Source organism: Paenibacillus odorifer (assembly GCF_000758725.1).
Lineage (GTDB): Bacteria > Bacillota > Bacilli > Paenibacillales > Paenibacillaceae > Paenibacillus_AQ > Paenibacillus_AQ odorifer.
The window spans coordinates 240678-264108 of sequence record NZ_CP009428.1 but is presented as its reverse complement, the minus strand read 5'-3'; the positions used below and the strand labels follow the sequence as shown (position 1 = coordinate 264108).

At 45.3% G+C, this 23431-nt stretch carries 16 protein-coding genes and 1 tRNA gene; 9 read left to right on the top strand and 8 right to left on the bottom strand.

The genetic code is table 11. The annotated features are described in order from the left end of the window. Positions 1 to 23: 23 nt before the first annotated feature. The 5 genes from PODO_RS01205 (at position 24) to PODO_RS01185 (ending at position 6544) form a co-directional block, all read left to right on the top strand. Positions 24 to 1409 carry an ABC transporter substrate-binding protein gene (locus tag PODO_RS01205; protein WP_038568191.1) on the top strand — a complete coding sequence of 462 codons (1386 nt, stop codon included), beginning with the start codon at positions 24 to 26 and terminating at the stop codon, positions 1407 to 1409. 135 nt (positions 1410 to 1544) lie between these two features. Then, positions 1545 to 2534, top strand: coding sequence for a LacI family DNA-binding transcriptional regulator (locus tag PODO_RS01200; protein WP_036687224.1), 990 nt, complete (start codon positions 1545 to 1547; stop codon positions 2532 to 2534). A 30-nt stretch (positions 2535 to 2564) separates the two neighbouring features. Further along, a complete protein-coding gene (locus tag PODO_RS01195) occupies positions 2565 to 3560 on the top strand; it encodes an N-acetylglucosamine kinase (protein ID WP_036687222.1) in 996 nt (331 codons plus the stop codon). 6 nt (positions 3561 to 3566) lie between these two features. Then, on the top strand, positions 3567 to 4877 hold the full coding sequence (locus PODO_RS01190; RefSeq protein WP_036687220.1) for a 6-phospho-beta-glucosidase: 1311 nt from the start codon (positions 3567 to 3569) through the stop codon (positions 4875 to 4877). 188 nt (positions 4878 to 5065) lie between these two features. Further along, the gene (locus tag PODO_RS01185) at positions 5066 to 6544 is read left to right on the top strand and encodes an alpha/beta hydrolase (RefSeq protein ID WP_038568186.1); all 1479 of its coding nucleotides are present in this window, start codon (positions 5066 to 5068) and stop codon (positions 6542 to 6544) included. Here the strand turns inward: PODO_RS01185 and PODO_RS01180 are convergent. Both PODO_RS01180 and PODO_RS01175 read right to left on the bottom strand, forming a co-directional pair. Beyond that, positions 6526 to 7500, bottom strand: a complete 975-nt coding sequence (locus PODO_RS01180) for a MerR family transcriptional regulator (RefSeq protein ID WP_235219547.1) — start codon at positions 7498 to 7500, stop codon at positions 6526 to 6528. The genes PODO_RS01185 and PODO_RS01180 overlap by 19 nt on opposite strands. A 565-nt stretch (positions 7501 to 8065) precedes the next feature. Beyond that, positions 8066 to 9406 (bottom strand): aminotransferase-like domain-containing protein, encoded by a 1341-nt coding sequence (locus PODO_RS01175; RefSeq protein WP_038568183.1) that lies wholly within the window; start codon positions 9404 to 9406, stop codon positions 8066 to 8068. Between the two features lie 142 nt (positions 9407 to 9548). On the opposite strand from PODO_RS01175, the gene PODO_RS01170 reads away from it, so the two are divergent. Then, positions 9549 to 10472, top strand: a complete 924-nt coding sequence (locus PODO_RS01170) for a DMT family transporter (protein ID WP_038568180.1) — start codon at positions 9549 to 9551, stop codon at positions 10470 to 10472. Positions 10473 to 10568: 96 nt separating this feature from the next. Here PODO_RS01170 and PODO_RS01165 read toward each other — a convergent pair whose 3' ends face one another. Then, on the bottom strand, positions 10569 to 11216 hold the full coding sequence (locus tag PODO_RS01165) for a hypothetical protein (RefSeq protein ID WP_038568178.1): 648 nt from the start codon (positions 11214 to 11216) through the stop codon (positions 10569 to 10571). Between the two features lie 160 nt (positions 11217 to 11376). Here PODO_RS01165 and PODO_RS01160 point away from each other — a divergent pair, with 160 nt between their 5' ends. The 3 genes from PODO_RS01160 to PODO_RS01150 all read left to right on the top strand — a co-directional run bounded on the left by PODO_RS01160 (position 11377) and on the right by PODO_RS01150 (position 15065). Then, a complete protein-coding gene (locus tag PODO_RS01160; RefSeq protein ID WP_038568175.1) occupies positions 11377 to 12114 on the top strand; it encodes a response regulator transcription factor in 738 nt (245 codons plus the stop codon). Next, entirely contained in the window at positions 12092 to 13444 is a 1353-nt protein-coding gene (locus PODO_RS01155; protein ID WP_038568173.1) for a sensor histidine kinase, read from the top strand. Before PODO_RS01160 ends, PODO_RS01155 begins: the two co-directional genes overlap by 23 nt. 865 nt (positions 13445 to 14309) lie before the next feature. Next, the gene (locus tag PODO_RS01150; protein ID WP_038568170.1) at positions 14310 to 15065 is read left to right on the top strand and encodes an SDR family NAD(P)-dependent oxidoreductase; all 756 of its coding nucleotides are present in this window, start codon (positions 14310 to 14312) and stop codon (positions 15063 to 15065) included. A 103-nt stretch (positions 15066 to 15168) separates the two neighbouring features. Here the strand turns inward: PODO_RS01150 and PODO_RS30310 are convergent, their stop codons facing one another. The 5 genes from PODO_RS30310 to PODO_RS01125 all read right to left on the bottom strand — a co-directional run bounded on the left by PODO_RS30310 (position 15169) and on the right by PODO_RS01125 (position 23300). Further along, positions 15169 to 19479 carry a glycosyl hydrolase gene (locus PODO_RS30310; protein ID WP_080742375.1) on the bottom strand — a complete coding sequence of 1437 codons (4311 nt, stop codon included), beginning with the start codon at positions 19477 to 19479 and terminating at the stop codon, positions 15169 to 15171. Positions 19480 to 19875: 396 nt separating this feature from the next. Beyond that, positions 19876 to 20220 carry a hypothetical protein gene (locus PODO_RS01140; protein WP_036687205.1) on the bottom strand — a complete coding sequence of 115 codons (345 nt, stop codon included), beginning with the start codon at positions 20218 to 20220 and terminating at the stop codon, positions 19876 to 19878. Between the two features lie 218 nt (positions 20221 to 20438). After that, positions 20439 to 21539: a glycerol dehydrogenase gene (locus PODO_RS01135; RefSeq protein WP_036687204.1), complete on the bottom strand. Its 1101-nt coding sequence runs from the start codon at positions 21537 to 21539 to the stop codon at positions 20439 to 20441. A gap of 164 nt (positions 21540 to 21703) precedes the next feature. Further along, complete coding sequence (locus PODO_RS01130) at positions 21704 to 23098, bottom strand: MATE family efflux transporter (RefSeq protein ID WP_036687203.1); 1395 nt, start codon at positions 23096 to 23098, stop codon at positions 21704 to 21706. 118 nt (positions 23099 to 23216) lie between these two features. Beyond that, a tRNA-Leu gene (locus tag PODO_RS01125) sits at positions 23217 to 23300 on the bottom strand. Positions 23301 to 23431: the final 131 nt, after the last annotated feature.

Sequence of the window (23431 nt, the reverse complement as noted above, 5' to 3'; positions counted from 1 at the left end):
TGAAATCATGGAGGGTTTAGCTAATGAACAAGAACAGGAAAAGTATTGCGCTTTTACTTGCAGCTACCATGCTCGTTGTTCTAGCCTTATCAGGCTGTAGCGGCGGCAAATCGGCGGGTAACGCCCTATCTGGAGGAAACGGTGACTCTACTAATTCTGGAGGCAAAGCAGAAACGGTAACAATTACCCATTACACAATAGATTCAGAAGACCGCACATTTGTCGAAAAATTAATCCCTGATTTCGAGAAGCTGCATCCGAATATTAAAGTGAAAGTGGAAAAAGCGCCTTATGAGCAGTTCGACAGCAAGCTGCAAACGCTAATTGCCGGCGGCAAATCGCCCGACGTGACAAGTCACTGGGGGTATGGAGGTTTCGCAGAATACTACAATAAGGGTATGTTGTTCGATATGACCGACCTTATGAAAGAGGATGGTTTCAAGGCAGAGGATTATAGTATCCCAGAGAATCTAATGGGTATCTACAAGGTTAAAGATCACACTTACGGCATCCCGGTCAATATGTATGTCACCTTAATGCTCTATAACAAAGACATGTTTGATGCTGCCAAACTGACTTATCCAACAAGCGATTATGAAGATAAGAGCTGGACGTTTGAAAAAATGGTCGACGAAGCTAAACAAATGACGCTTGTATCCGATGATATCGCCAAAACTCAATATGGCGTAGACTTCACTTGGTCCGAACGCGATATGCGGCCGTTATATTTTGGAGCGGAGCCTTACTCAGAAGATACATGGACTAATGGCGGCGTGCCTTCCGAGACTTATTTTGACTCCCCTGAAGTGATCGCTGCCTACAACAAGCTTTTTGATCTTGTCTTTAAGGATAAAGTCTCTCCTTCTTCCGAATGGAGCAAAAGTGTAGCTGGACAGAACGGCGATCCCTTTGTTGCTGGTAAAATCGGCATGTCTATCGGAGGCTCATGGAACCTTGCAGGTGCAAATGACTTCCCCTTCAAAATTGGCGTAGCCGCTGTACCATGGGGAGGAAACGAAAAGGTACGCAGCACCCTTTATGTCGATCCGCTGCTGATCTTGAAGGACTCCAAACATCCGAAGGAAGCTTTTGAATGGATCAAATACCTGATCACAAGCGAAGTGCAAGAGAAATCCATTGAGCTTAGTGGCGGTAACCCACCAGTCAACACCGAAGCTGCAGAAGCTTACTATAAACATTTTGAAGGTATCGATCCACAGGATATCAAAAATGTCTACGAGGGTGCTGTTAACTACGGCTTCGAATCCTATAACCACTTAATCACCAACTACTCGCAAATTAATGACATGTTCATTAATGAATTGCAGCCAGTAGAAACTGGACATAAGACGGTTGAAGAGGTGATGGCGACGATTCAGAAGAAGGTTACAGAGATCATTCAGCGATAACTGTTTGGCAGGTATACCGCCCCCTTTAGGGACGGTATACCTGCGTGAAATCATACGTTTAGCGGACAGTCTGCCAACCCTGTATACTGAAAGTAGAAAACAGGATCGGAAAATCTGCCGTGAGGAGAATTAAAGATGAAAGTTAGTATTTTTGATGTAGCCAAAAAATCCGGATTATCCGTTGTAACCGTATCCCGGGTGTTAAATGGGGCCGAATCGGTACGCGAGAATAATCGCCAAAAGGTGCTGGAGGCAATTAAAGAGCTGGATTACCGCCCTAATGCTGCGGCACGCAGTCTGGCAAGCGGTAAGACGGGAATTATCGGCATTATTGTCACTACCCTGCAAGATTCCTTTTTTGACGCAGTGGTCAAAGAGCTGAATGAAATATTAGCGATGCATGGTTATTTTTTAGCCATATCCATCTCAACAGGCATCGAATCGGATGATAGCCATTATTTAATTCAGGAGGATCGTGTAGACGGTTTAATTTTGCTCTCTCCGATGGAAGAGGACAATTATATTGTGGAGTTAAAACGGCGGGGTATCCCTTATGTGCTGATAGATAATCAGAAGCCCGAAAATGATACCTACTCCATCACGATCGACAACTTCAAGGGGGGATACGCAGCTACGCGTCATCTACTGGAGCTGGGACACACTTCAATCGCTCATCTCTGCGGTCAGGAAATGTTCCGGAGTACGCGGGAGCGGCGCAGTGGATTTCTACAGGCGCTTCAGGAACAAGGGCTGGCCCCCTTTGAGATCGTGCCTGGTGATTTCGATATTGGGATGGGATACGATACCTGCAAACGTTGGCTGAAGGAAGGAAAGCTGCCCACCGCCGTCTTCGCCGGGGATGACAATATCGCGCTTGGAGTCATCAATGCCCTGATGGAAGCGGGCATTCAGGTACCCGAAGAGGTGGCAGTGGTCGGCTATGACGATCATTATATTGCTTCACAGCTTCATCCACATCTGACAACAATACGTCAGCCTGCGGACAAAATCGGGCTGGCAGCCGCGGATATGCTGCTCAAACGCATCTCTGGAAAGATGAAACGTGGGGCCGGGATGCGGATTGATCCTGAACTTATCGTACGTGAATCTACCGGAGCTGAGTAGATTAAATTTATACACTAGGAGTGACGACCATTGACTTACTACTTGGGGATCGATGGGGGAGGCACGAAAACCTATGCTCTGCTAAGCGATGAACATGGCAATGTTCTTGGCAAAGGCAAGAGTGGTAACGGCAACCACCAGACAGGCGCCCTTGAGGCCGCCAACAGTATTCAAGAGGCCACATTCGGGGCGCTGGCTGAAGCCGGACTCCGGTTGGAAGACATCCAGCATACCTATCTCGGACTTGCCGGTGCTGATCGCGAGGCCGACTATGCTATTCTCCATCCGATGATACGCCAGATAGGATTCACCAAATACACCATTAACTGTGACACTATGATCGGTCTACGCGCCGGAACGAATCGCCCTTATGGTGTCGCGCTCATCTGCGGCACCGGCACCAATTCAGCAGGCAGAAACCTGCAGGGAGAGCATTATCAATGCGGCGGCTTTGACTATATGTACGGTGATTTTGGCGGGGGTGGCGCACTCAATATTGAGGTGTTTCGTTCCGTTATCCGAGCTTGGGACGGCCGGGAACAGCCCACCCTATTAACAGGCTTACTGCTAAAAATGCTAGGTTATGAGGAAGTTGGGCATATGTTTCACGATTTCCTCGATCATTGGAAAAAAGTACCTGTAAATGTTGCCCGCCTGCTCTTTGAAGCAGCAGCTGAAGGAGATGCCGTAGCATTGGAGATTTTACATCGGCAAGGGGTTGAACTAGGTAAGTCTGCGGCAGCTATCATTCACAAGCTAGGCATGGAGCAGGAGACCTTCGATGTGGTGCTGGCAGGAAGTCTGCTAACCCGAGGGGATCGCGGTTGGATTCGCCAGCCTATCGAGAAAGCTGTACACGCTGCAGCCCCTCAGGCAACCGTGGTTACCCTTGCCACAGAGCCTGTAGTCGGTGCAGTATGGTCAGCTATGGATCAAGATGGGTTGACCATTAGTAGTGAAGTATATGAGAAAATGCGGAAATTTCAGGATTATGAATCGATCAAACAAACTACAAGACAGGAGTGATTAATCTTGGCAGCTAACCAAGGATTAAAGATTGCAGTTATCGGTGGAGGTTCTTCGTATACCCCAGAATTAGTAGAGGGATTCATTCTTCACTATAAAGAACTTCCCGTGCGCGAATTATGGCTTGTAGATATTGAGCCTGGTCTTCGCAAGCTGAATATTGTAGGTAACTTGGCAAAACGTATGGTGGAGAAATCCGGCCTTCCGATTGAGGTTCATCTGACAACAGACCGCCGTAAAGCGATCGAAGGCGCCGACTTCGTCAGCACTCAGATGCGTGTCGGCATGCTTGATGCCCGTGCTCGTGATGAGTCGATTCCGCTCAAATATGGCGTTATTGGCCAAGAAACAACAGGTCCTGGGGGAATGATGAAAGCACTGCGCACCATCCCTGTTATTCTGGATGTATGCCGTGATATCGAGGAACTGGCTCCCAACGCATGGCTGCTCAATTTCACTAACCCTGCTGGGATGGTCACCGAAGCCGTTCTGAAATATTCTAAGGTAAAAAGTATTGGCCTGTGCAACGCACCTATCGGCCTGATCAAGCAAGTCTCTGCCAAATATAATGTAGCAGCAGACCGTGTATATGCCGAATTTGTGGGCCTCAACCACTTGCACTGGATTACTCGTATCGATGTTGAAGGTGAAGACAAGCTGGACGATATGCTTGCAGATACAACCAGCTACAGCGCTAAGAACGTACCAGCAAGAGAATGGAACCCGGAATTCCTGCAATCCCTTCATGCACTGCCCTCATACTATTTAAAATATTTCTATATGACCGATGCCATGCTCGAAGAGCAGATAGAATCCCATAAACAAGGCATTAACCGTGCTGAAGTCGTTAAACGTGTAGAAGAAGAGCTCTTCGAGCTTTATGGCAATCTAGAGCTAAGCGAGAAGCCGAAGCAGTTGGAACAGCGCGGCGGTGCTTTTTACTCAGAAGCAGCTGTTAATCTCATGAGATCGCTTCATAACGGATCAAACGACATTCAGACCCTAAATGTCGCTAACCGTGGCATATTGGACTTCCTGCCAGATGACGCCAGCATTGAGGTGAACTGCGTGGTCACCAAAAACGGCCCGTTACCTCTGCCACTGACCAAAATTCCAACCATGGCTAAAGGACTCATTCATGCTGTCAAAACCTATGAACAGCTGGCGATTGACGCCGCTGTAACCGGAGACCGCGCCCTTGCCCTTCAGGCGCTCGCACATCACCCGCTTGTTCCGTCCGTGGACGTAGCGATTCGGATGCTGGACGAAATGCTGGAAGCTAATAAAGAGTTCCTGCCGAACTTTTTTGCGAATTAATTCATACCTCCTATCGAGAAATAACTAAAAGAGACCGAACCCGGTCTCTTTTTTTTCTTGTTATAAATCTTAAATAATCCTCTAAATATAGTGAAGTCACAGCGAGCATTGATTCTCCCCTAACAGGAGGTTTTATACTTGGATTCAGTACAGCAGCCAGAAAAGAAAACCAAGGAGGATTATAGATTATGAGATTACTTGAAATCACACTTGTCTTATTTAATGTATTGTTGTTGGGTTGGCTAACCTTAGGACGGCCCAAAACACAGCGCGGGTGGCTGATCGGCGGCGGGATTTCTACTGCTTTACTGCTTATCCATGCATTCGTGGAAGGGTTGCGGTGGCCGATGATTCCAGTGTATCTGATCACACTGTGGGCAATCGTGGGCGGAACAAGACTTTTCTTCCGATCCGCAGCAAAGGCAGCAAGAAAACCGCAACGGCGTTGGAAAACACTAGTGCTGACTGGAGTTGGGGCGGTTTATGCTACCGTTTCCATTGCTCTGCCCCTCCTGTTCCCTGTATTTTCTTTTGCGGAGCCCACAGGTCCTTACAAGATAGGAACCGTCACCTACCATTGGACCGATTCTGCACGGGAAGAAAAGTTCACGGAAACATCTGGTGACTCCCGCGAATTAATGGTGCAAATCTGGTATCCAGCAAGTTCAGAGGCTACAGGGAGCCCGGCGCCATATTTATCTGATCCTACTCCGTATATAGAAGGGCTGCATGAATTTTTACAATTGCCGGAGTTTTTATTCTCAGGATTAAAACTGGCCAACACCCACGCTATTGCGAATGCCGGTTTGGCAGATACGGAAACTAAATATCCGGTGCTTCTTTTCTCGCATGGATTTATGGGCTACAAGAATCAGAACACCTTTCAAGTCGAGCAATTGGTAAGCCACGGCTATATTGTCGTAGGGATTGAACATGCTTATAGCAGCGTAGCTTCGGTATTTCCAGACAAGTCTGTGGTGAAGTTTGATTCAGAAGGAAAAACAGGCTATGAGCAAATGAAGTATTCTTTTATGGATCGGCGTAATGAAGTCTGGGTAGAAGATGCTAAGTATGTGCTGGATCAAATGGAGGCCTTATCTGCGGACGATCCTAGTGGTCTGTTTACAGGCCGGATTGATCTTGAACATATGGGCATGTTCGGTCATTCCTTTGGGGGAGCCACAACGGTGCAGATGCTGATAGAGGATCAAAGAATTCAAGCAGGCATTGATATGGATGGGGTGCTTTACGGTGAAAAGCGGATTCCTGCAGACGGCTTGAAGAAACCTTTTCTGCTCATGAGTGCCGATGACACCTTAAAAGGAGTAGACCAAACCAGCGATGCTGAAATCGCCGCACTACGGACGGATAGGAAAGAGATTACAGCCTACTATAATGAGCTATTCGCCCGGTATGAGCCAGTAACTGCAGGCGGGAACTATTGGCTGACCTTCAAACACAGCAAGCACATGAGCTTCTCAGATCTATATCTGCTTACCCCCTTGTTTGAATGGATGGAAGATGTAGATGTGCGCGGAACACATGAGCTGATTAATGAGTATACGCTGGATTTTTTTGACCATTATTTAAAAGGACAGCCCTTGCAATATTTGAATAACAACCTGGGAGACCATCCGAAGTATACACTTCAACAAGGTGCGGAATGAGAATTCTCCTGCGCAAGCTTCCATTCTAGCCCTTCCATCAGCAAGGCGTTGCCTCTCACAATAACATCCCATTTGGGATTGAGGAGCAAGCATAGTTTATTAAAGCGTTCTATCCGTTCGGTAGGAGCAGTTTGCATCAAATGAGCATATTGGCGGAAAAAGGCGGCTTTATCGCGGAACTGCTCTGGACCTGCATACATCATCACAAAATCTTCAACAATTGCCTGTACAACAGCGCTGTCTGCTGATAGTTTTTGTTGCAAGGCTGCTTCCACCCGAATTCGGATATTCTCCAGCGTTCGAATCCAAACCGCAGCGGGAACGCGGGGATGTCTAACCATATTGAAAAAAGGCAGCTCAAATCGGACAAGCTCCTCCATGTACTGTGTATCGTTCATAAGTGCTTGCAGTTCGTTCCAAGCTACGGTTTGTCCGGCTGTCACTTTGACTTCATTCATAATATATTTATTGAACAAATATAAAAAGGTATCCCGCCATTCGGACGGCAATTGACCGAGCGGCTGTATTTCTTCTATTTTACTGGAGATGAACCGGGTTCGCTTATCAGCATTCATGGACAAAGAGTCCACCAGCTCATTCATGTAATCCATGGAATCACCTGTTGAGACATGCTCTTGGGCTTGGCGCAGAATCGAAATCATATTGGTCAGCGTACTGACCTGGGTCTCCAAAGCTTCAATCTGCCAGTTGAGTGCTGTAGTGAGCTGGATTTCTCCAGCGATAACTTGGCGAATCTCGTCAATGCCGAAATCCAAATAACGTAACGTTGTGATCAGCCGCAGGCGGGAAATATCTTCAGGAGTATATAAACGGTGTCCGCCTTCGCTGTGGCTGGATGGTTTCAATAGATCGATATCGTCATAATAACGAACGGTTTTAATAGTTGTGCCCAGCAGCTTAGCCACCTCGCCGATGGTTTTGGTATCTTTACGCAAGTGATCACCCTTTTTGATGGAATCATACGATGTTGGAATGGATTGTACCGAAAGGAACGACAGCTTTCAATTTGCTTGTTGCTGATACTCGCTACCCAAGCAAAGATGGATAAAGCATCTTGGTAATTTGCACTTAGCCAATTCGATATCGGACACAGCTGACCTTAAAAGCGGCTTTTTCCCACTTTTAGAGTGCTATCGGACCCCATAGCCGTTGTTAGCGTGAACACCACTCAATATGACCACTTTCTACTTGAATAGCGGCGCTGGGGTCCGAAACTCTGCTCCAAAGGCTAAAAAATAGCAAATAACGTCATCTGGGTCCGCATGACTCGGCCGAAGATTGCACAGAAAATGTGTTCGGATATTTATAGAAGAACCAGAGATTACTGCGAGTTGTACCGATAATGAGATCTGCTGTCCATCAGTTCACTGCTGCCAGATTTGCCAACGACCCACAACGCCAAAAAACGATCCCTGTTACTGGAGGAACGCTTTTTTATTTCTACTCCAATGGACTCCCAGCATTTCGACCATTATTATCCACTCATTTATTGCTGCGCTCTCAGCGTATTTCTTGCATTACCTGTTCAATGCCAGAGCGAATATCCGGCTCTTTTACACTGGATACATTGAGCTTTAGAATCTTCTCTTTATTAAAAGAGGGCAGATACCCGCTGTCCGCCATTTCGATGCGAATGAACTTTTTTTGCAGACGTTTGATCATCTGTTCTGTCTTTACGCTGTCACTAAGCTTCAGATACGTATGCACACCAAGCTGGCCGGTTGGATGGTAGGAATAATGCTGTGCTGTCGCTGTATCTAACTCTCTCATAATCGATTCATGGAGCAGCGCGGATCTTTTTTCGTAGCAGGAACGCATCTTTTTTCGGTGGCGCTCGAACATTCCGCTTTTCAGATACAACTCCAGGGCAGCCTGAGACAGCATAGAGCTATCTATATCCATCAGTCTTTTGAATCGGTTAAAAGAGTCACACAGGACCTCTGGCAGTACAGCGACACCGACACGCAGGCCCGGAAATATAATTTTGGAAAAGCTTTTCAAATAGATCACATGGGAAGCATCGTCATAAGCGTAGATCGGATCCTCTTTTGCATCCTGCTCCAAGTCCGCCATGTAGTCATCCTCAACGATGTATACATCGTATTTAGCTGCTAGCTGAGCAATCGCCTTCTTCTGGGGACGGGTATAGGAGACGCCAAGCGGATTATGAAATCGCGGGACGGTATAAAAGAACTTGAACTGGCCTGTCTTAAATAACCGCTCTAATTCATTCAAGTCCACCCCAGCATCCGAACGCTTTATCCCCTCTGTCTCAATGCCATACGTCTTCAGATATTCCATAAACAACGGGTAACCCGGCTGCTCAATCAGCACTCGCTGCCTGCCATTCGGAAAAGGAATTCGGGTCAATACGCCAAGCGCCTGCTGCACACCTGAGGTAATAAAAATCTGATCCGGATTGGCAAATACCTGATAAGAAGCCAGATGGCGCTGCATTTCACGAATAAGAGAAGGAAGCCCCTGCGGCGTTCCATAGATGAACAAGTCATTGCGGTACATATCAATCGCTTTATTAATACAATGTTGGAAATCCAGATACGGAAAAATATCCGGGTCGGGTGCAGACACCGTAAAATCGATCCAATGTGCACCTTCGTCTTTTCGCTGTCCGCTTCGTTTCATGACATAATAACCACTTTTTGAGGCGGCATAGATTAAATGTTTGTCCTGAAGATCCTGCAACGCGCGAATAACCGTACTTTTACTACATCCATAACGTAAGGACAACTCCCGGATAGACGGTAATTTATCTCCCTCACGATACGTATCCTCGGCAATTTGCAATTCCAGCGCGTTGATTAACTCCGAATACTTATACATCCCTTTCACCTTCCTCCAAGCTTATTCTGTACCGGTACAGATGAATAATAATTACATTGTAGCACAGCTACTCTAGCCTTAGAATAAAGAGCAGAACAGGACCGGTACCTAAATGCGCGCAACACTTTGGAGGTCTTTACTAATGAATACATCTTCTACTCAAAAAGCGATAGCAGCAGCTGTCTTGAATGCTATTATTGTCGGGTTTTCCTTTATATTTGTAAAAATGGCCCTAACCGTCTCGGATCCTTTTGATACGCTAGCTCATCGCTTCACGTTATCTTTCCTTGCCGCTTCTTTATTTACTTTTCCAGGGTGGGGGCGGGTGAAGTTTGGAATATCCAAGGCCGCAGTGATCATCCCACTGGCTTTAATGTATCCAGCGTTGTATTTCACCCTTCAAGCGTATGGACTTCTGTATACAACCTCCGCTGTAGCGGGTATTATTCAGGCAACAATGCCCATCTTCACCATCCTTTTGGCGGCGATGTTCTTGAAGGAAAACACGAGCAGCTTCCAAAAGATCTCTACATTAATCTCAGTTGCAGGCATTATTCTTATCTTTGCCATTCCAGGTTTGAGTATCTCTTCTTCTAGTCTTTGGGGCGTCTTGCTCATCCTAATCTCAGCTTTATCCCTTGCCGGTTATAATGTTGCGGCTCGGAAGCTGACACGTACCTGGAGTCCCAAAGAACTTACCTATATGATTACTTTGTTCGGATTTATATTTTTTAATGGACTGGCGATCATTAAGCATGGTTCGGCAGGAACCTTGGATCAGTATTTCACACCTTTTCAAGAGCCCAAATTTATATTCTCCATGCTCTATCTCGGCGTACTCTCCTCCCTCGTGACCTCCTTCCTCTCCAACTATGCTTTATCACGGATGGAGGCTTCACGCGTGAGCATTTTCGGCAGTCTTTCAACAGTTGTCTCTATTCTCGGTGGTGTACTTCTGCTGAATGAGCAACTGGAATGGTACCATTGGACTGGTACAGTGATGATCATCGCCGGGGTGATCGGTGTGAACTGGCGGAAGCAAGTAAGGGCCAAAGGCAAAGCGTGAAGATTGATATGCATACAAAAAAGACACCCCGCGAGGTGTCTTTTATCTTTACCCTTTTCAGTATCTCTATTCTGTATCAAGCCTCGCTAATCACCGTTATTTGGCTGTTTCAAGCTCCTTGATCTTCTCTTTATATTGGTCCAACAGATTAGCTAAAGCTTCCTTGATCACAGTCGCATCTTTGGATTTAACGGCACTATTCAGATCATCTTGAGCTTTGAAAAAAGCTTTATCCGCGTCGCTAAGATCTGGAATGGAAATAGCAATTGAAGTCGCATCTACAGCTTTAATTGAAGTAGTGATATTGCTATCTACCTGCATATCATCGACTACAGGTACTACTTCAAGGTTACGACCAGCTTCAATATATCCCGCAGGTAGAGCTTCGGTGGATAGTATTTCTTTTGATAATTGAACTCCCTCCACCAGTTCCGCAGGCACAAGCTCGGCAAGTGCGGTTACACTAAATCCAGCAACCTTATAATACTGATCCAAGGTGTTCTTCCAGTCTTCTTGGGTATTAGGTGCGTAGGTCTTAGCCAACTCCAGGGGATCTACCCAATCAATAGTGGTTACTTTAGTGGCAATTGTTCCTTTAGAGGCAGCAGTAACCACGGCTGCGGCCGTTGTTTTCGTGTTTCCGTCTTGTGCTCCACTTGCTGCGTTCGTTGCAGACGGTGCAGCAACGGCGGACACTAGCAGGGTGGACAGCGCTAACTTTTTAAATAACATCTGTTGATTCATAAATACAACACTCCTCGTCGATTCGAATGATCTTACAAGACCAAGCTTACAAAATGGGTGTGGCAGAACATTGGTTAATTTGTGGAAAAACGATGGCAGCCGCCCCTACCCACCTCTGGATTGATATACTTGTAGGAGAATAATTTGGAGGTAACCCGAAATGAATAATCCATACCTCATTGCCGTAGTCGACGATGATGAACATATACGCAATCTTGTTGAAGCTTATTTACAAAAAGAAAATTACCACACCATCGGCCTTGGCAGCGCTGAGGAAGCATGGACCTTGTGGCAGACAAGCCCCCCGGATATGTGGGTACTTGATGTTATGCTCCCCGGCATGGATGGTTATGAGTTCTGTAAAAGGATTCGTAACGAAGCCGAAGTACCGATTATTATGATCTCCGCAAGAGATAATGAAGTGGATAAAATATTAGGATTGGAGCTTGGCAGTGACGATTATCTAGTCAAGCCGTTCAGTCCTCGTGAGTTAGTCGCCCGGATCAAACGGCAGCTTCAACGCTGGTACAAACTGAGTAATCAGGCCGAAAAGTTGCACAGTCAGGCCACTTCCACCCGTCTTGAAATCGACCAGCTTCTACTATTGCCGGAAGAAAGACGTGTATTCTGGTGTGGTGAAGAGGTGGACTTGACCAGCAAGGAATTCACCATGCTAAAAGTATTCGCGGATGCCCCTAACCGGGCATTTACAAGAGATGAGCTGCTGAGCTATGTGTGGGGAGACGATTATTTTGGAAGTGATCGCGCCGTGGATCATCTAATTAAACGGATGCGCAAAAAACTGGAGCATTTGCCCATTGAGGCAGTATGGGGGCACGGATACCGCATGAGAACAGATGGGGGTGAGCATACGAATGAAACTAGCACATCAGATTAATTTAGCCTTTAGTATTGCATTGGTATTGCTACTATCTATTACTGCTGTCGTGATCCATTTTGTACTGCTCAACCATTTTGTCGGAACACAAAAAGAGGATTTAAGAACCATTGGTGCGGCGATGTCAGCTACATTGACTGAAGAAAGTAAATACATCGGGGAGATTGGCACTCAGCTGGAAGCTCTGCCCGTGACCATACCTTCTCTAAGCACTCCAGGCGTCGAAGCCATTCTTAGCGATGAGACAGGAAAAGTCTTGTCCACATCATCAGAGATGAGTTCAATTGCAATAAACTACGATGCCAAGAGTGTCACAGGCCAAGCCACTGAGCTCCAGAACATTTGGAATGGAACAGATACACGGTATATTACTGAAGTGAAGGCTACACCTATAGGCACGCTAACTCTACTAACCCCTATGAGCACAGTCACTGCTATTGAACAAGCTTTGCTCAGAAGACTGCTGATCGTTTTCAGTGCAGCGGGAGCATTTATGTTCCTATTTGGCCTATTTATCACCAAGAAGCTGATTCAACCTCTAATGAGGCTGCAACAAGAACTCCGCAAAGTCAAAGAACGCCGCTTCTCAGATGTTAAATTAATTAAAGCTGGTGGAGAGCTTGGATCCGTCGCTCAATCGGTATATGACATGGCAGATGAATTAAATCGTTTCAACCATGTGCAGAAACAATTTTTCCAGAATGCGTCTCATGAATTAAAAACCCCCTTAATGTCCATTTCCGGCTACGCTGAAGGGATTAAGGATGGTGTTTTTGAAGGTGAGAATGTAGTAAAAGGGCTAGACATTATCATGAGCGAAAGCAGCCGCTTGAAGAAGCTCGTGTCCGAAATGACTTTACTTGCGAAGCTGGACAGCGAGGAAGATATATTCAAGCCTACGGAAATTTGTTTAAAAGATCTACTGACAGAAACCATCGAAAGAATGAACCCTCTATTGATGAAAAAAGAATTAACCCTCCATATCTCCCACGATCATCAAGATTCTCTTACGATCCGCGCGGATAGGGATAAGCTGCTACAGGCGCTTCTTAATGTAGTATCGAATGCCACACGTTACGCTAACCAACATATCTATATCCATGTTTCGGTCAAGGAGGGCCGGTCCCTGTTATCCGTAAGTGACGATGGTCCTGGAATTTCGGACGATCTGCTCCCCTATCTCTTCCATCGGTTTGTAAAAGGAAAAGACGGAGAATCCGGACTTGGACTGGCTATTTCCCGCGCAATCATCGAGCGTTGTGGAGGTCAGATCAGCGCAGGCAACCGAAGAAATGGCGGTGCGGTAATCTCGATGGGGTTTCCTTTATAATTATTCGTAAGAGGCTGTCTCAAAAGTAGTGAACTCTACTTGGGGGCAGCTTCTTTTTTATGGAATGGAATTGAAAAGAAAAGTAATGGATTTTACTGTGCCATATGACACCACGCGTAGTGTTCTATGATATTGGGTTGGGCGGTTGGGCGGTGGGCGATAGGCGGTGGGGCGGTGAGCGGCGGTGAGCGTAGGCGGTGGGCGTAGGCGTGGGTGTAGGCGGTGGGTGTAGGCGGTGGGCGTAGGCAGTGGCCGGTGGGCGTAGGCAGTGGCCGGTGGGCGTAGGCAGTGGCCGGTGGGCGTAGGCAGTGGCCGGTGGGCGACTTGCTAGGTGTGATTTTCGTACGGCTTGCGGTAGGGTTTAAACTAATTAGGGAAAAACTCCCTGAAAATAGCCGGTATTCGCTCTAAATGAACGAAATCAGGGAATTCCTCCCTAATAATTAGGGGGATTTCTTAATTAGTTACTAAATCGGCCGAAAATCAGGTAAGTTTTCCCTAATTATAAGTCTGATGAACAGAAATCTCTGAATTTCAGGGAGAAATTCCCTAATTACTCTATAAATATTTCACTTATTGCATCACTTGCAGCATCACTTGGTGCGACACATGAATCATCAATTGCTCATCACTTGGTGCGCCGCTTAATTCAATCGCTCAACATCTACATAAGAGCCGGAATAGGCCTCATCAGCTGCTGAAACATTCATCATCCCCCTCTATATTCATCTTGGGAAATGATGCCGTTTCTACTTCATGGTAAATATAGCTACTATTTTGGGTAATATATAGTCGAAGTAACAATTACACCTTACCTCGAATAAGAGTTAGATACTACATTTTTTCACAAAAAGGAGATCACAACATGAGCAGACTTGCAGGAAAAGTAGCTATTATTACTGGTGGAGCAGGCGGCATTGGTAAAGGGATGGCCCTGGCTTTTGTTAAAGAAGGCGCTAAGGTAGCTATTATTGACCTCAATGAAGAAACCGGCAAAGAAACAATTAAAGAATTACAAGAATATCAACCTGAATCTATCTTTATTCAAGCGAACCTCAAGGAACACGATAAAATAGCTCACCTTGTTAAACAAGTAGCTGATAAATTCGGAAAAATAGATATTTTAGTAAACAATGCCCACGCATCCAGAATGAAATCTATCGAAGAAACTACACAGGCTGATTTCGATTTATCTTTTGATACAGGCTTCTATCCAACCTTCTATTTCATGCAAGCAGCACTACCCTATTTAAAAGAAACTCAAGGTAAAATTATTAACTTTGCATCGGGCGCCGGTCTCAACGGTGACACCAATCAAGGAACATATGCTGCTGCAAAAGAAGCCATCCGTGGAATTACCCGGGTAGCCGCTAATGAATTTGGTCCATTTGGAATCAACGTAAACATCATTGCTCCAATTGCTAATTCCCCTGGTATGATTGAATGGGCAGAAGCAAACCCTGAGTATTACCAAAACATGATTTCAAAAATTCCTTTGAGAAGATTGGGTGAACTGGAAAGTGATATCGGGCGTGTTGCGGTATTCCTAGCGAGTGAAGATTCCGATTATATTACGGGCCAGACTATCATGGTAGATGGCGGATCTATTAAGCTTCGTTAATTTCAAGCAGATTCTCGTAGACCTTAAAATGAATAAATTTGATGCTAAATAAATAAGCCGGAAGTGAACATCGTAAAATGTTCGCTTCCGGCTTTACTACTTTCTATTTAATCGTGATTTCGTCCACATATACGGTAGCACTACCCACCGGATCGGTTGCTGTGGTCATGACTTGAACGCCAATCGCTTGGGTCAAATTACGATCCGCTACCTTGCTGATATCCAATGTTATTGTAGTAAATCCATTGGTATCTACTGGTGCAGCCGTAGAAGCAGTCCATGTTCCCCAGCTTGAGCCACTTTGGGTGAACAGCTGAGCCATTACACCGCTAACATCGCTTGCATCAATAGGTACAACCTTGATTTTAAGCGTAATTGTTGATGCATTCGCTAAATTGGTAACCACCATACGACGCAGCTGGAACTGCCCTCCATTTAATGTTAAGTCCGCTTGCATCGAATGAGTTCCCTCAGCATACACAGCATTGCTCACCGATAGATTCTGGGCCAGTGCTGTATTATATTTATTATTTTCATCCACATTGATGCTGAAGCCTTGCAGTGTATTGTCCTCGAAGCCATAGACGACAGCTTCAGGTGCGGTACCATTCTTCAGGGTCCGAACATCATCCAGATACAGCGTAGAAGTTCCCGTGCCACTGAATCCCTCGAGCTTGATACCTATGGCTTTTACACTATTAAGATCAGCAATACCTGCCAAGTTGAGCGAAACCGTAGTAAATCCGCTCGAATCTACTTTCACAGCTCCACTGTCAGCCCAAGACCAGGTCGATCCCGTCTTAATATACAAACGTGCATCCGCTGTTCCGTTCGACAGTTTAATTTGTGCGCTTAATTTATCTACCGCGCTCAGATCCAAACTGCCATTTTTGCTGAGCTCAAAAGCTCCACCTGAATCGAGTGAGAACAAGGAGCTTAACGAATGAGTTCCTTCAGCAGCCTCATCAGTCGAGATCACTGCCGCGGTTGCACTGGCATTATTCTGCTCTACTGTCCAGTCCTGAGTATCTTTTTCGAAGCCATACAACAGCTTCGCCTGTTCTGGCGTGCTGCCAGGACCTTCGCCCCCGTTAGGGACGCCACCCGTTCCATCATTAAACGCTGTAATATCGTCAAAGTACAGCGTACCAGACGTACTTGCTACTGTGTCCTTTTTATTTACGTAGATAGACACTGCCCGAATGTCCTTAAGGTTCTCTTTAGTGATTACTTTACCGGCATTTCCTGTATCCCATGGCGCTGGAGCGAACTGGCTGAATGGAATTTCCACCATGCCAGGTGTCGTACCTGCCAGTGAAGGATAAGCTTCAAAAGAGATGCCGCTTGCATTGACCTGAATAACAAGTTTGTGGTCGCTGCCATCAGGTGCAATCCAGAGCTTCAATTTGTTGGCGTCCGACCAGTCGGCATTATTCATGTTTTTGGTACGACCTGTATAACCCTGGCCGTCCACATTATAATCGAATCTAAGGCCATACTTGCCATCATTTTTATGGTCCGCATCAAGTGAGATCTTATTTAGATCACCCGCAGGACTTAATGCCGCACGAAGTAATTCATCATTGCCTTTGTAATTCTCAAAAGTATCTACAATCAATGGGTCCCCAATGCCCTGCACGTCACTTACAAAGATTTGGATCGTTTGTGAAAGTACAGAACCATCCTTTGCATAGGACTTAACAGTAAGCATCACGCCTGATTCGTCGAAGGCTACACCTGGTGTCCAATCTGCCAAGTAATAGAAACCTTCTGTGTCAGCTGCCATACTGTACTCTGTTGTGTCATCCCCAATCAGATAGGTTACTTTATCCACGTCCTGATTCAACACACGAACACGAAGGGTCGATGCTTTTGTCGTGGGCACTGTTTGGTTTGCGGTTGGTGAGGCAATGTGTAAAAAAGGTTGCTCGGTTTCTGTAGTTACCTGTTTCGAATACGCATCCGCAACAGCCACTTCATAGCTGAAGCTTGTATACGGATCCTTATAATAGTCTACGAAATCAGGGAGCAGTTCATGATCTCCTAGTCCGTTTGGAGCATTTCTATAAGGGACAAAGATAGAATCTGTATTGAAATTCGCCCAAGTCTGCATGTACGCCATCCGTTTAGCATCCGGATCAGACTGCAGCGCAGCGATTAGCTTGGTAAAGAATTTCAGGTCCTTCGTTCCAGTTGGCTTCACACCCGAATAACCGAACTCAGTAAATGCTGCAATTTTTCCCTTATCATCCGCCAGCTTCGAAATCAGCTTAGCATCCTTCACAACTGAATCAAACCAACCCTCAGTGGTTCCGTCATAATAATTATCGAAGCCAAGGATATCAACATAGTCATCTCCCGGATACGTCTCAAGGAAGGTCGCATCTGTGCCGTTAAATGGACTTCCCGGTGAGAATGCATATAAGAAGTTATGCACATCTTTTTTGTCCCTTAAGTATTCAACGGTATAACGATAGATTTCAGCATACTGCTCCTTCGTACGGTAAGGCGCACCCCACCAGAACCAGCCACCATTTTGCTCGTGGAATGGACGGAAAATGACTGGAATAACTTTACCATCATCATCTTTTAAGTTATTCGCAAAGTCCGCAATCATATCCAGGAATGCATTAAATTCTGCATGCTTGTCACCGCCGGGTAATATATGCGTAAGCACATTTCCTTTGGTGTCATAAAAGTCCTTTCCTGTGACGAAGTTCGGCATATGCGAGCTTAATGTAAGCACGCCGCCTTTTTCATAAGCAGACTTCATCACGCCGATTAATTTATCACGATTCTCCAGCTTGGTTGCGCCTAAATCTCCCGGTTTCTCAAAACCTTCAAGACTAAGTGTATCCCAGCCGAACAGCCCCGGAAGGTCGCCTACTGCATTCTCGACCTCAGACTGCGTTCCGTCCTTTTCAGTAATAGAAAGTCCTTCTGTAGTAGCATGCTGATGTCCAAACAAGATCTCACTGCCGCGGATATCCTGTAAGTAGGCGAATAGTGATTTAGTCTCACTACTTGCATCAACATCCGCTAAATTCTCGATACGTCCCACAGGACCCGTCGGGTCGGTCGGTGTCGGTGTTGCTGTTGCTGTTGGTGTTGCCGTTGGTGTCGGTATTTCCGTTGCTGTTGGTGTTGCTGTCGCTGTAGGTGCCGCGGTTGGATTAGTCGGACCTGCCGGCGTTATTGATGAGCCTGATGCCGAGGTAGGCGCTGGGGTAGCCGTTGCTACAGGACCTTGATTGCCTTTGATAATGACAATTGTGCCAGGAGCAATGGGCTTACCGTTCAACGTTACTCCTGTTGCCTTAACGTCCGCTTTTGCAATGTCGCCCTGACCGGAAATGGTGGTTCCAGTCGCTTTATCAGCAACGTTTAGATTTGCAATCGATGCGCCTTCACCTAGGATCAGTCCCACAGTTCTATTTAGAATTCCCGTGGTGATCATCGTCCCAATTCCAAACTCCAGCCTTGCTAGACTATCTACCGTTAGCTGAGAGATTTGGGTTGTACCACTCGTGAGGACACGAACCTCACCCTCTTTACGATTTATATTTACTTTGCCTAATGAGCTATTCTTAATAAGAATGGAGTTTACCCCGCCACCTGCAATAAATGTGGTGCCCGTAACCTTAATGCCCTCAAGGGTCACTTCGCCGTTACCGATCCCAGCGGTTAGATACAGGTTTCCGTTTATCGTTGCATTTTTTAACACAACACCATCCTGATTAACGACTACATTTCCAGAAACTATTCCTCCTTCAAAACTTCCAGATTGCGAGTAATAACTCTTCACTATTTTATTAATTAACGTTATAACTTCGGCACGGGTGATCCTTCCAAGCGGCTTAAAGGTTCCATCCTCATAACCTGTGATCAATCCTGAGAGCGCATCAACTGCATCCTTAGCATAAGCTTGAATCTGAGAGGAATCATTAAATCCACTCAATGATGAAGCGCTTTCAGTAGCTTGAAGAGTAAATATCCGAGCCAACATCGTCACCGCATCCTGACGCGTTATATAATCAGTAGCTTGTGCTTTATTCTCTGAGTATCCTTCATAATACCCAGCATATCGTGCCAACGAAAGCTGATCTGCATACCAATCGGTCGCTTTTACATCGGAAAAAGATTGATCTGACTTCATATAGAAACCAAATACCTTATTCAAGATCGTAGCAAACTCAGCTCTTGTAATTCCTTCATTGGGATGAAAAGAACCATCCTGATACCCGTTTAAAACGCCATTTTCTACCCACTTCGCAATATTTTGTTGTGCCCAGTGACCCTGTGTATCACCGAATCCAACAGTGGATGGTGCTGCTGCAGAAATTACAGAAGGGATAGGAGACATTATCATTGCACAGGCAAGTATACTCCCCAGCCACTTTTTCGCTTTTTTCATTCCTAATTCTCCTTCGAAAATAAATGGATTTGATAATAAGAATAGCCAACCAGCTGTTATGAACCCAATAACTATCTGTCCTTATAGAAGACAATTACAGACCTACTCGCTAACTATTCACCTCCACATCTCCAACTTTGTTATTGATAACAAACGCTAACAAAAACTTCTTATTTCGTTACATATTCCGGTATATGCAAGATTATAGCGGTTACATTGGCATAAAACAATCAAAATATTGCCTCTTGTTATAATTATTTTATATTTTACGTTAGCATATATGTTAGCTATTCCGTAAATAAATAACAAAATTCAATACAATATAACAAAAATAGACACCCCGCAGGAGTGCCTCCCAATAATCATATAGATGAGATCCAATTCATTTATCATGTTTTATTGGTGGCACGGAAACACAGATGTTCCTTCCCGCACCTCTTTCGTCAGATCGTCCATAGTGACAAGATTATGTGTAGTTCCGAGAACGATAATGACATAATACGATTGCCCACTTGAATCCTCGAGCACTACCTGATAACCTGACCCTCCAAATAAGGGTTTGCAAATCGTTGCAACTCTCAGCGATGCACTTTCCGTGTACTCTTTACGCACATAATCCATTCCAAGACTTCCTGCTGCCCGCTTGTTCTGACGCTCCGAGCTTCCGTGAATTACTGCTATTATTACCGCTCCAATAATTATGATAATAAGGATTAGATAACCCAATTGGTTTTTTCTCATCTTTCCTTCCTCCTTATTACATAGAGTACAATTGGCACAGCAGCGGGGCGATTAGCAATAATCTCGTTTCTGTAGGCACCCTATCCCGCGATTAAGTGCCAAAGCCAATAGCTATATGAAAAATTTTACCACTACAGTATTTCAAAAGCTTACCCTATATAAAAACAAAAGGCACCCCCAAGGGTGCCTTCATTATCACTGCATATTAGTTGTGCTAGTTATTTATAAGACTCTGCCAGCGAGTTCGCTACCACTATCGCATTGTACACATCTTCCGAAGTAACCGGGAACGGCATATTGCCCATTGTGTCTCCTTCTGCACAAGCAGCTTCAGCAACTTGGCGCCATTCGGATTCGATAAATTCCGTACACCCCAGATCGGCGAGGGTTAGCGGAAGATCTACATCCTTGATAAGCTTAATGACAGTTTCCAGCTCCTCATTTGAGGCATTTTCCAGTACTAGCTGGGCTAAAAGACCAAACGTAACCTTTTCACCATGCTGAGCTTTGTGTAGTGAAGGAACGGCTGTCATCCCATTATGGATAGCATGCGCGGCAGCCAGACCACCAGATTCAGCACCCACACCACTTAGATAAATTGTCGCTTCAATAGTTTCCTCCACCGCGCGTGTATAGAGCTTCTGATCAACCGCACGTTTTGCTTTTACCGCATTCTTAAGTAGAGCTTCATAACAAAGTCTTGATATACCTAGACCCGTTGTAGAAGGTTTCATGACTACGAGATTGTCGCCATTAGAGGCATAACAAGCACGGGCTTCAAAATAAGTAGCCAGTGCATCGCCAATTCCAGCTGCGAAAAAGCGGGAAGGCGCTGAAGCTAAAATCGCTGTATCAGCCAAGACTACATCCGGATTACTTGGGAGGAATAAGTATTGATCAAATGAACCATCTTTATTATAAATGACAGCCAGCGCTGTACATGGTGCATCAGTAGAAGCGATCGTCGGAAAAATAACTACAGGCAGCTTCTCATAATAAGCAGTAGCTTTGGCGGTGTCCAGTGTTTTACCTCCGCCGATACCGACGATGATATTCGCCCCAGCTTTACGGGCAAGTTCCCGATTACGATTAATCTCTTCCTGAGTACATTCATAATTGAATTTTTCAAAAGTAGCCTTATTGCCCGCACCTTCGATGGAACTTCCCGCCTCTTTCTTAGCACGTTCCAAAATGAACTCATCACAGATCACATAGGCATGATCGCCAAACGCCTTAATATACTCATTCAGATCTGAAAGTAAGTTATGGCCGGAGATAAATTTCTTTGGTGAAGTAACGGATCTAACGAAATGTGACATTGTGCAAGACTCCTTGTTGTGTGTTTTAGTAAGCATAAAGACGCAATTCCTACATATTATTACCCCGCTACCCAAGAAATACTCAAGTTGTATTCTCCAAAGGCACTCATCAGAGCATGCAAAAAAGACACCCCTCAGGGTGTCCTTTGATTTTTTTATATCTATTATATAACACGATGCTGAACCCATTTTTTGCCCATAAATCGCCGCAGGAAAATCAGACCTCTGATCCCCCACTCACAATTCATCGCCAGCCAAACGCCGAGTATACCAAAGTTCAGAACAATACCTAAGATGTATCCGAGCACTACACGGAACAGCCACATCGTAAGCATCGAAACCATGGAGGTAAACTTGGAATCCCCTGCCGCTCTAAGCGCCGAAGGCGTAATAAAGCTAATGGACCATAGCGGAATTTGCGCAATCGTATTGATGAGCACAATCAGGAAGATATCTCCCACAATCTCAGCAGGAGGATGGAACATCGACACTAATGGATTGAAAAAAGGCATAATCAGCAACCCCATTACCACCAGGGAAAGAGAAGAGGTGACAAGGAATGATTTAATAAATTTTCGAGCATCCTTAACATTATTGCTTCCCATACATTGTCCCACCACTGTAATAATCGTTAAGGACAACGCATTCCCGGGGATTTGCATAATCCCTGCAAAGGAGGAGGCAATCGCATTAGTCGCAAGTGCATACGTACCCAGACTAACGATAAAGATCTGAGTCAGAATTTTACCACCATTAAAGAACATCTGCTCCGCCGCAAACGGCATCCCGATGAACATTATTTTTTTCAGCATAGACAGCTTAACCACTACAAGATCGCGAATACGGATATGCAGATCGTTGTCCAATCGGAATAGATAATAAAGTGCGCAGAACGCCCCCAGGTATCTAGCTATATTTATAGAAATGGTCATCCCCAGAACACCCATATGCAACAGGTTAATAAAGACGAGATTCAATAAGACATAAGTTAAATTCATAATTAGCGAAAGCACAAGCGAGGCCCTCGTTCTACCAATTCCACGAAGAGCACCACATACCGCCTCCACAACAGCTATACCAAGATAAGAGATACAGCTCCCAATCAAATATATTCGGGCGTTCTCCATAACCTCTGGTGAGGCCGCTCCAAATAGTAAATTTAACAGCGGATTGTGAAAAAGAATTCCGAACATCCCAATAGCAAATGCCATCAGCGAAACAGATGACGTAGCACCTGCCGTAGCTTTTGACACCATGAGGTCATTGCCGCTCCCTTTATACTGCGCAACAACAACCGTCCCACCTGTTGAGACGGCAATAAACACACTAATGAGAAAAATATTAAGAGAATCTATCATATTGACCGCACTGATAGCTGCCACACCAGACGAGCTTATCATAGCTGTATTCACTAGATTAAGACCCACCACAAAGGCCTGATCCACTAGGATAGGGATGAATAAAGCAATCATCTGACGATAATCTATCGATTCACCAGAGAAATACTTTTCCAGAAACCGCACACTTTGCTTCGTATTTACACCTACATTAGGCTCCATCTTTGCTTCACTTCTTTTACATAGAGTTTGTCAAATTGAATTATGCGTATAAATAGAAAAAGGCTCTTCAGGTTGAAGAGCGATTCAAAAGTATTGCCTGTTTATATGCACTTAGGTATGCGGTCGAGAGGACTCGAACCTCCACGGGGGTTAGCCCACACGGACCTGAACCGTGCGCGTCTGCCAATTCCGCCACGACCGCACAAAATATTAAAAAATACAGTGCAGAATATAAGTTAACATGATTTCACAGAAAGAGCAACAACAAATTTAACAAGTAAAAGCGCCATCGGCGTCCTTGTAAGGACAGTAAGCGTTTAAGGGAAGACCATA

What these genes read in the sequence shown, in the direction of transcription:
- PODO_RS01205 (WP_038568191.1), top strand. Translation starts at nt 24, where the DNA reads ATGAACAAGAACAGGAAAAGTATTGCGCTTTTACTTGCAGCTACCATG.
- PODO_RS01200 (WP_036687224.1), top strand. Translation starts at nt 1,545, where the DNA reads ATGAAAGTTAGTATTTTTGATGTAGCCAAAAAATCCGGATTATCCGTT.
- PODO_RS01185 (WP_038568186.1), top strand. Translation starts at nt 5,066, where the DNA reads ATGAGATTACTTGAAATCACACTTGTCTTATTTAATGTATTGTTGTTG.
- PODO_RS01175 (WP_038568183.1), bottom strand. Translation starts at nt 9,406, where the DNA reads ATGTATAAGTATTCGGAGTTAATCAACGCGCTGGAATTGCAAATTGCC.
- PODO_RS01170 (WP_038568180.1), top strand. Translation starts at nt 9,549, where the DNA reads ATGAATACATCTTCTACTCAAAAAGCGATAGCAGCAGCTGTCTTGAAT.
- PODO_RS01165 (WP_038568178.1), bottom strand. Translation starts at nt 11,216, where the DNA reads ATGAATCAACAGATGTTATTTAAAAAGTTAGCGCTGTCCACCCTGCTA.
- PODO_RS01160 (WP_038568175.1), top strand. Translation starts at nt 11,377, where the DNA reads ATGAATAATCCATACCTCATTGCCGTAGTCGACGATGATGAACATATA.
- PODO_RS01155 (WP_038568173.1), top strand. Translation starts at nt 12,092, where the DNA reads ATGAAACTAGCACATCAGATTAATTTAGCCTTTAGTATTGCATTGGTA.
- PODO_RS01150 (WP_038568170.1), top strand. Translation starts at nt 14,310, where the DNA reads ATGAGCAGACTTGCAGGAAAAGTAGCTATTATTACTGGTGGAGCAGGC.
- PODO_RS30310 (WP_080742375.1), bottom strand. Translation starts at nt 19,479, where the DNA reads ATGAAAAAAGCGAAAAAGTGGCTGGGGAGTATACTTGCCTGTGCAATG.
- PODO_RS01140 (WP_036687205.1), bottom strand. Translation starts at nt 20,220, where the DNA reads ATGAGAAAAAACCAATTGGGTTATCTAATCCTTATTATCATAATTATT.
- PODO_RS01135 (WP_036687204.1), bottom strand. Translation starts at nt 21,539, where the DNA reads ATGTCACATTTCGTTAGATCCGTTACTTCACCAAAGAAATTTATCTCC.
- PODO_RS01130 (WP_036687203.1), bottom strand. Translation starts at nt 23,098, where the DNA reads ATGGAGCCTAATGTAGGTGTAAATACGAAGCAAAGTGTGCGGTTTCTG.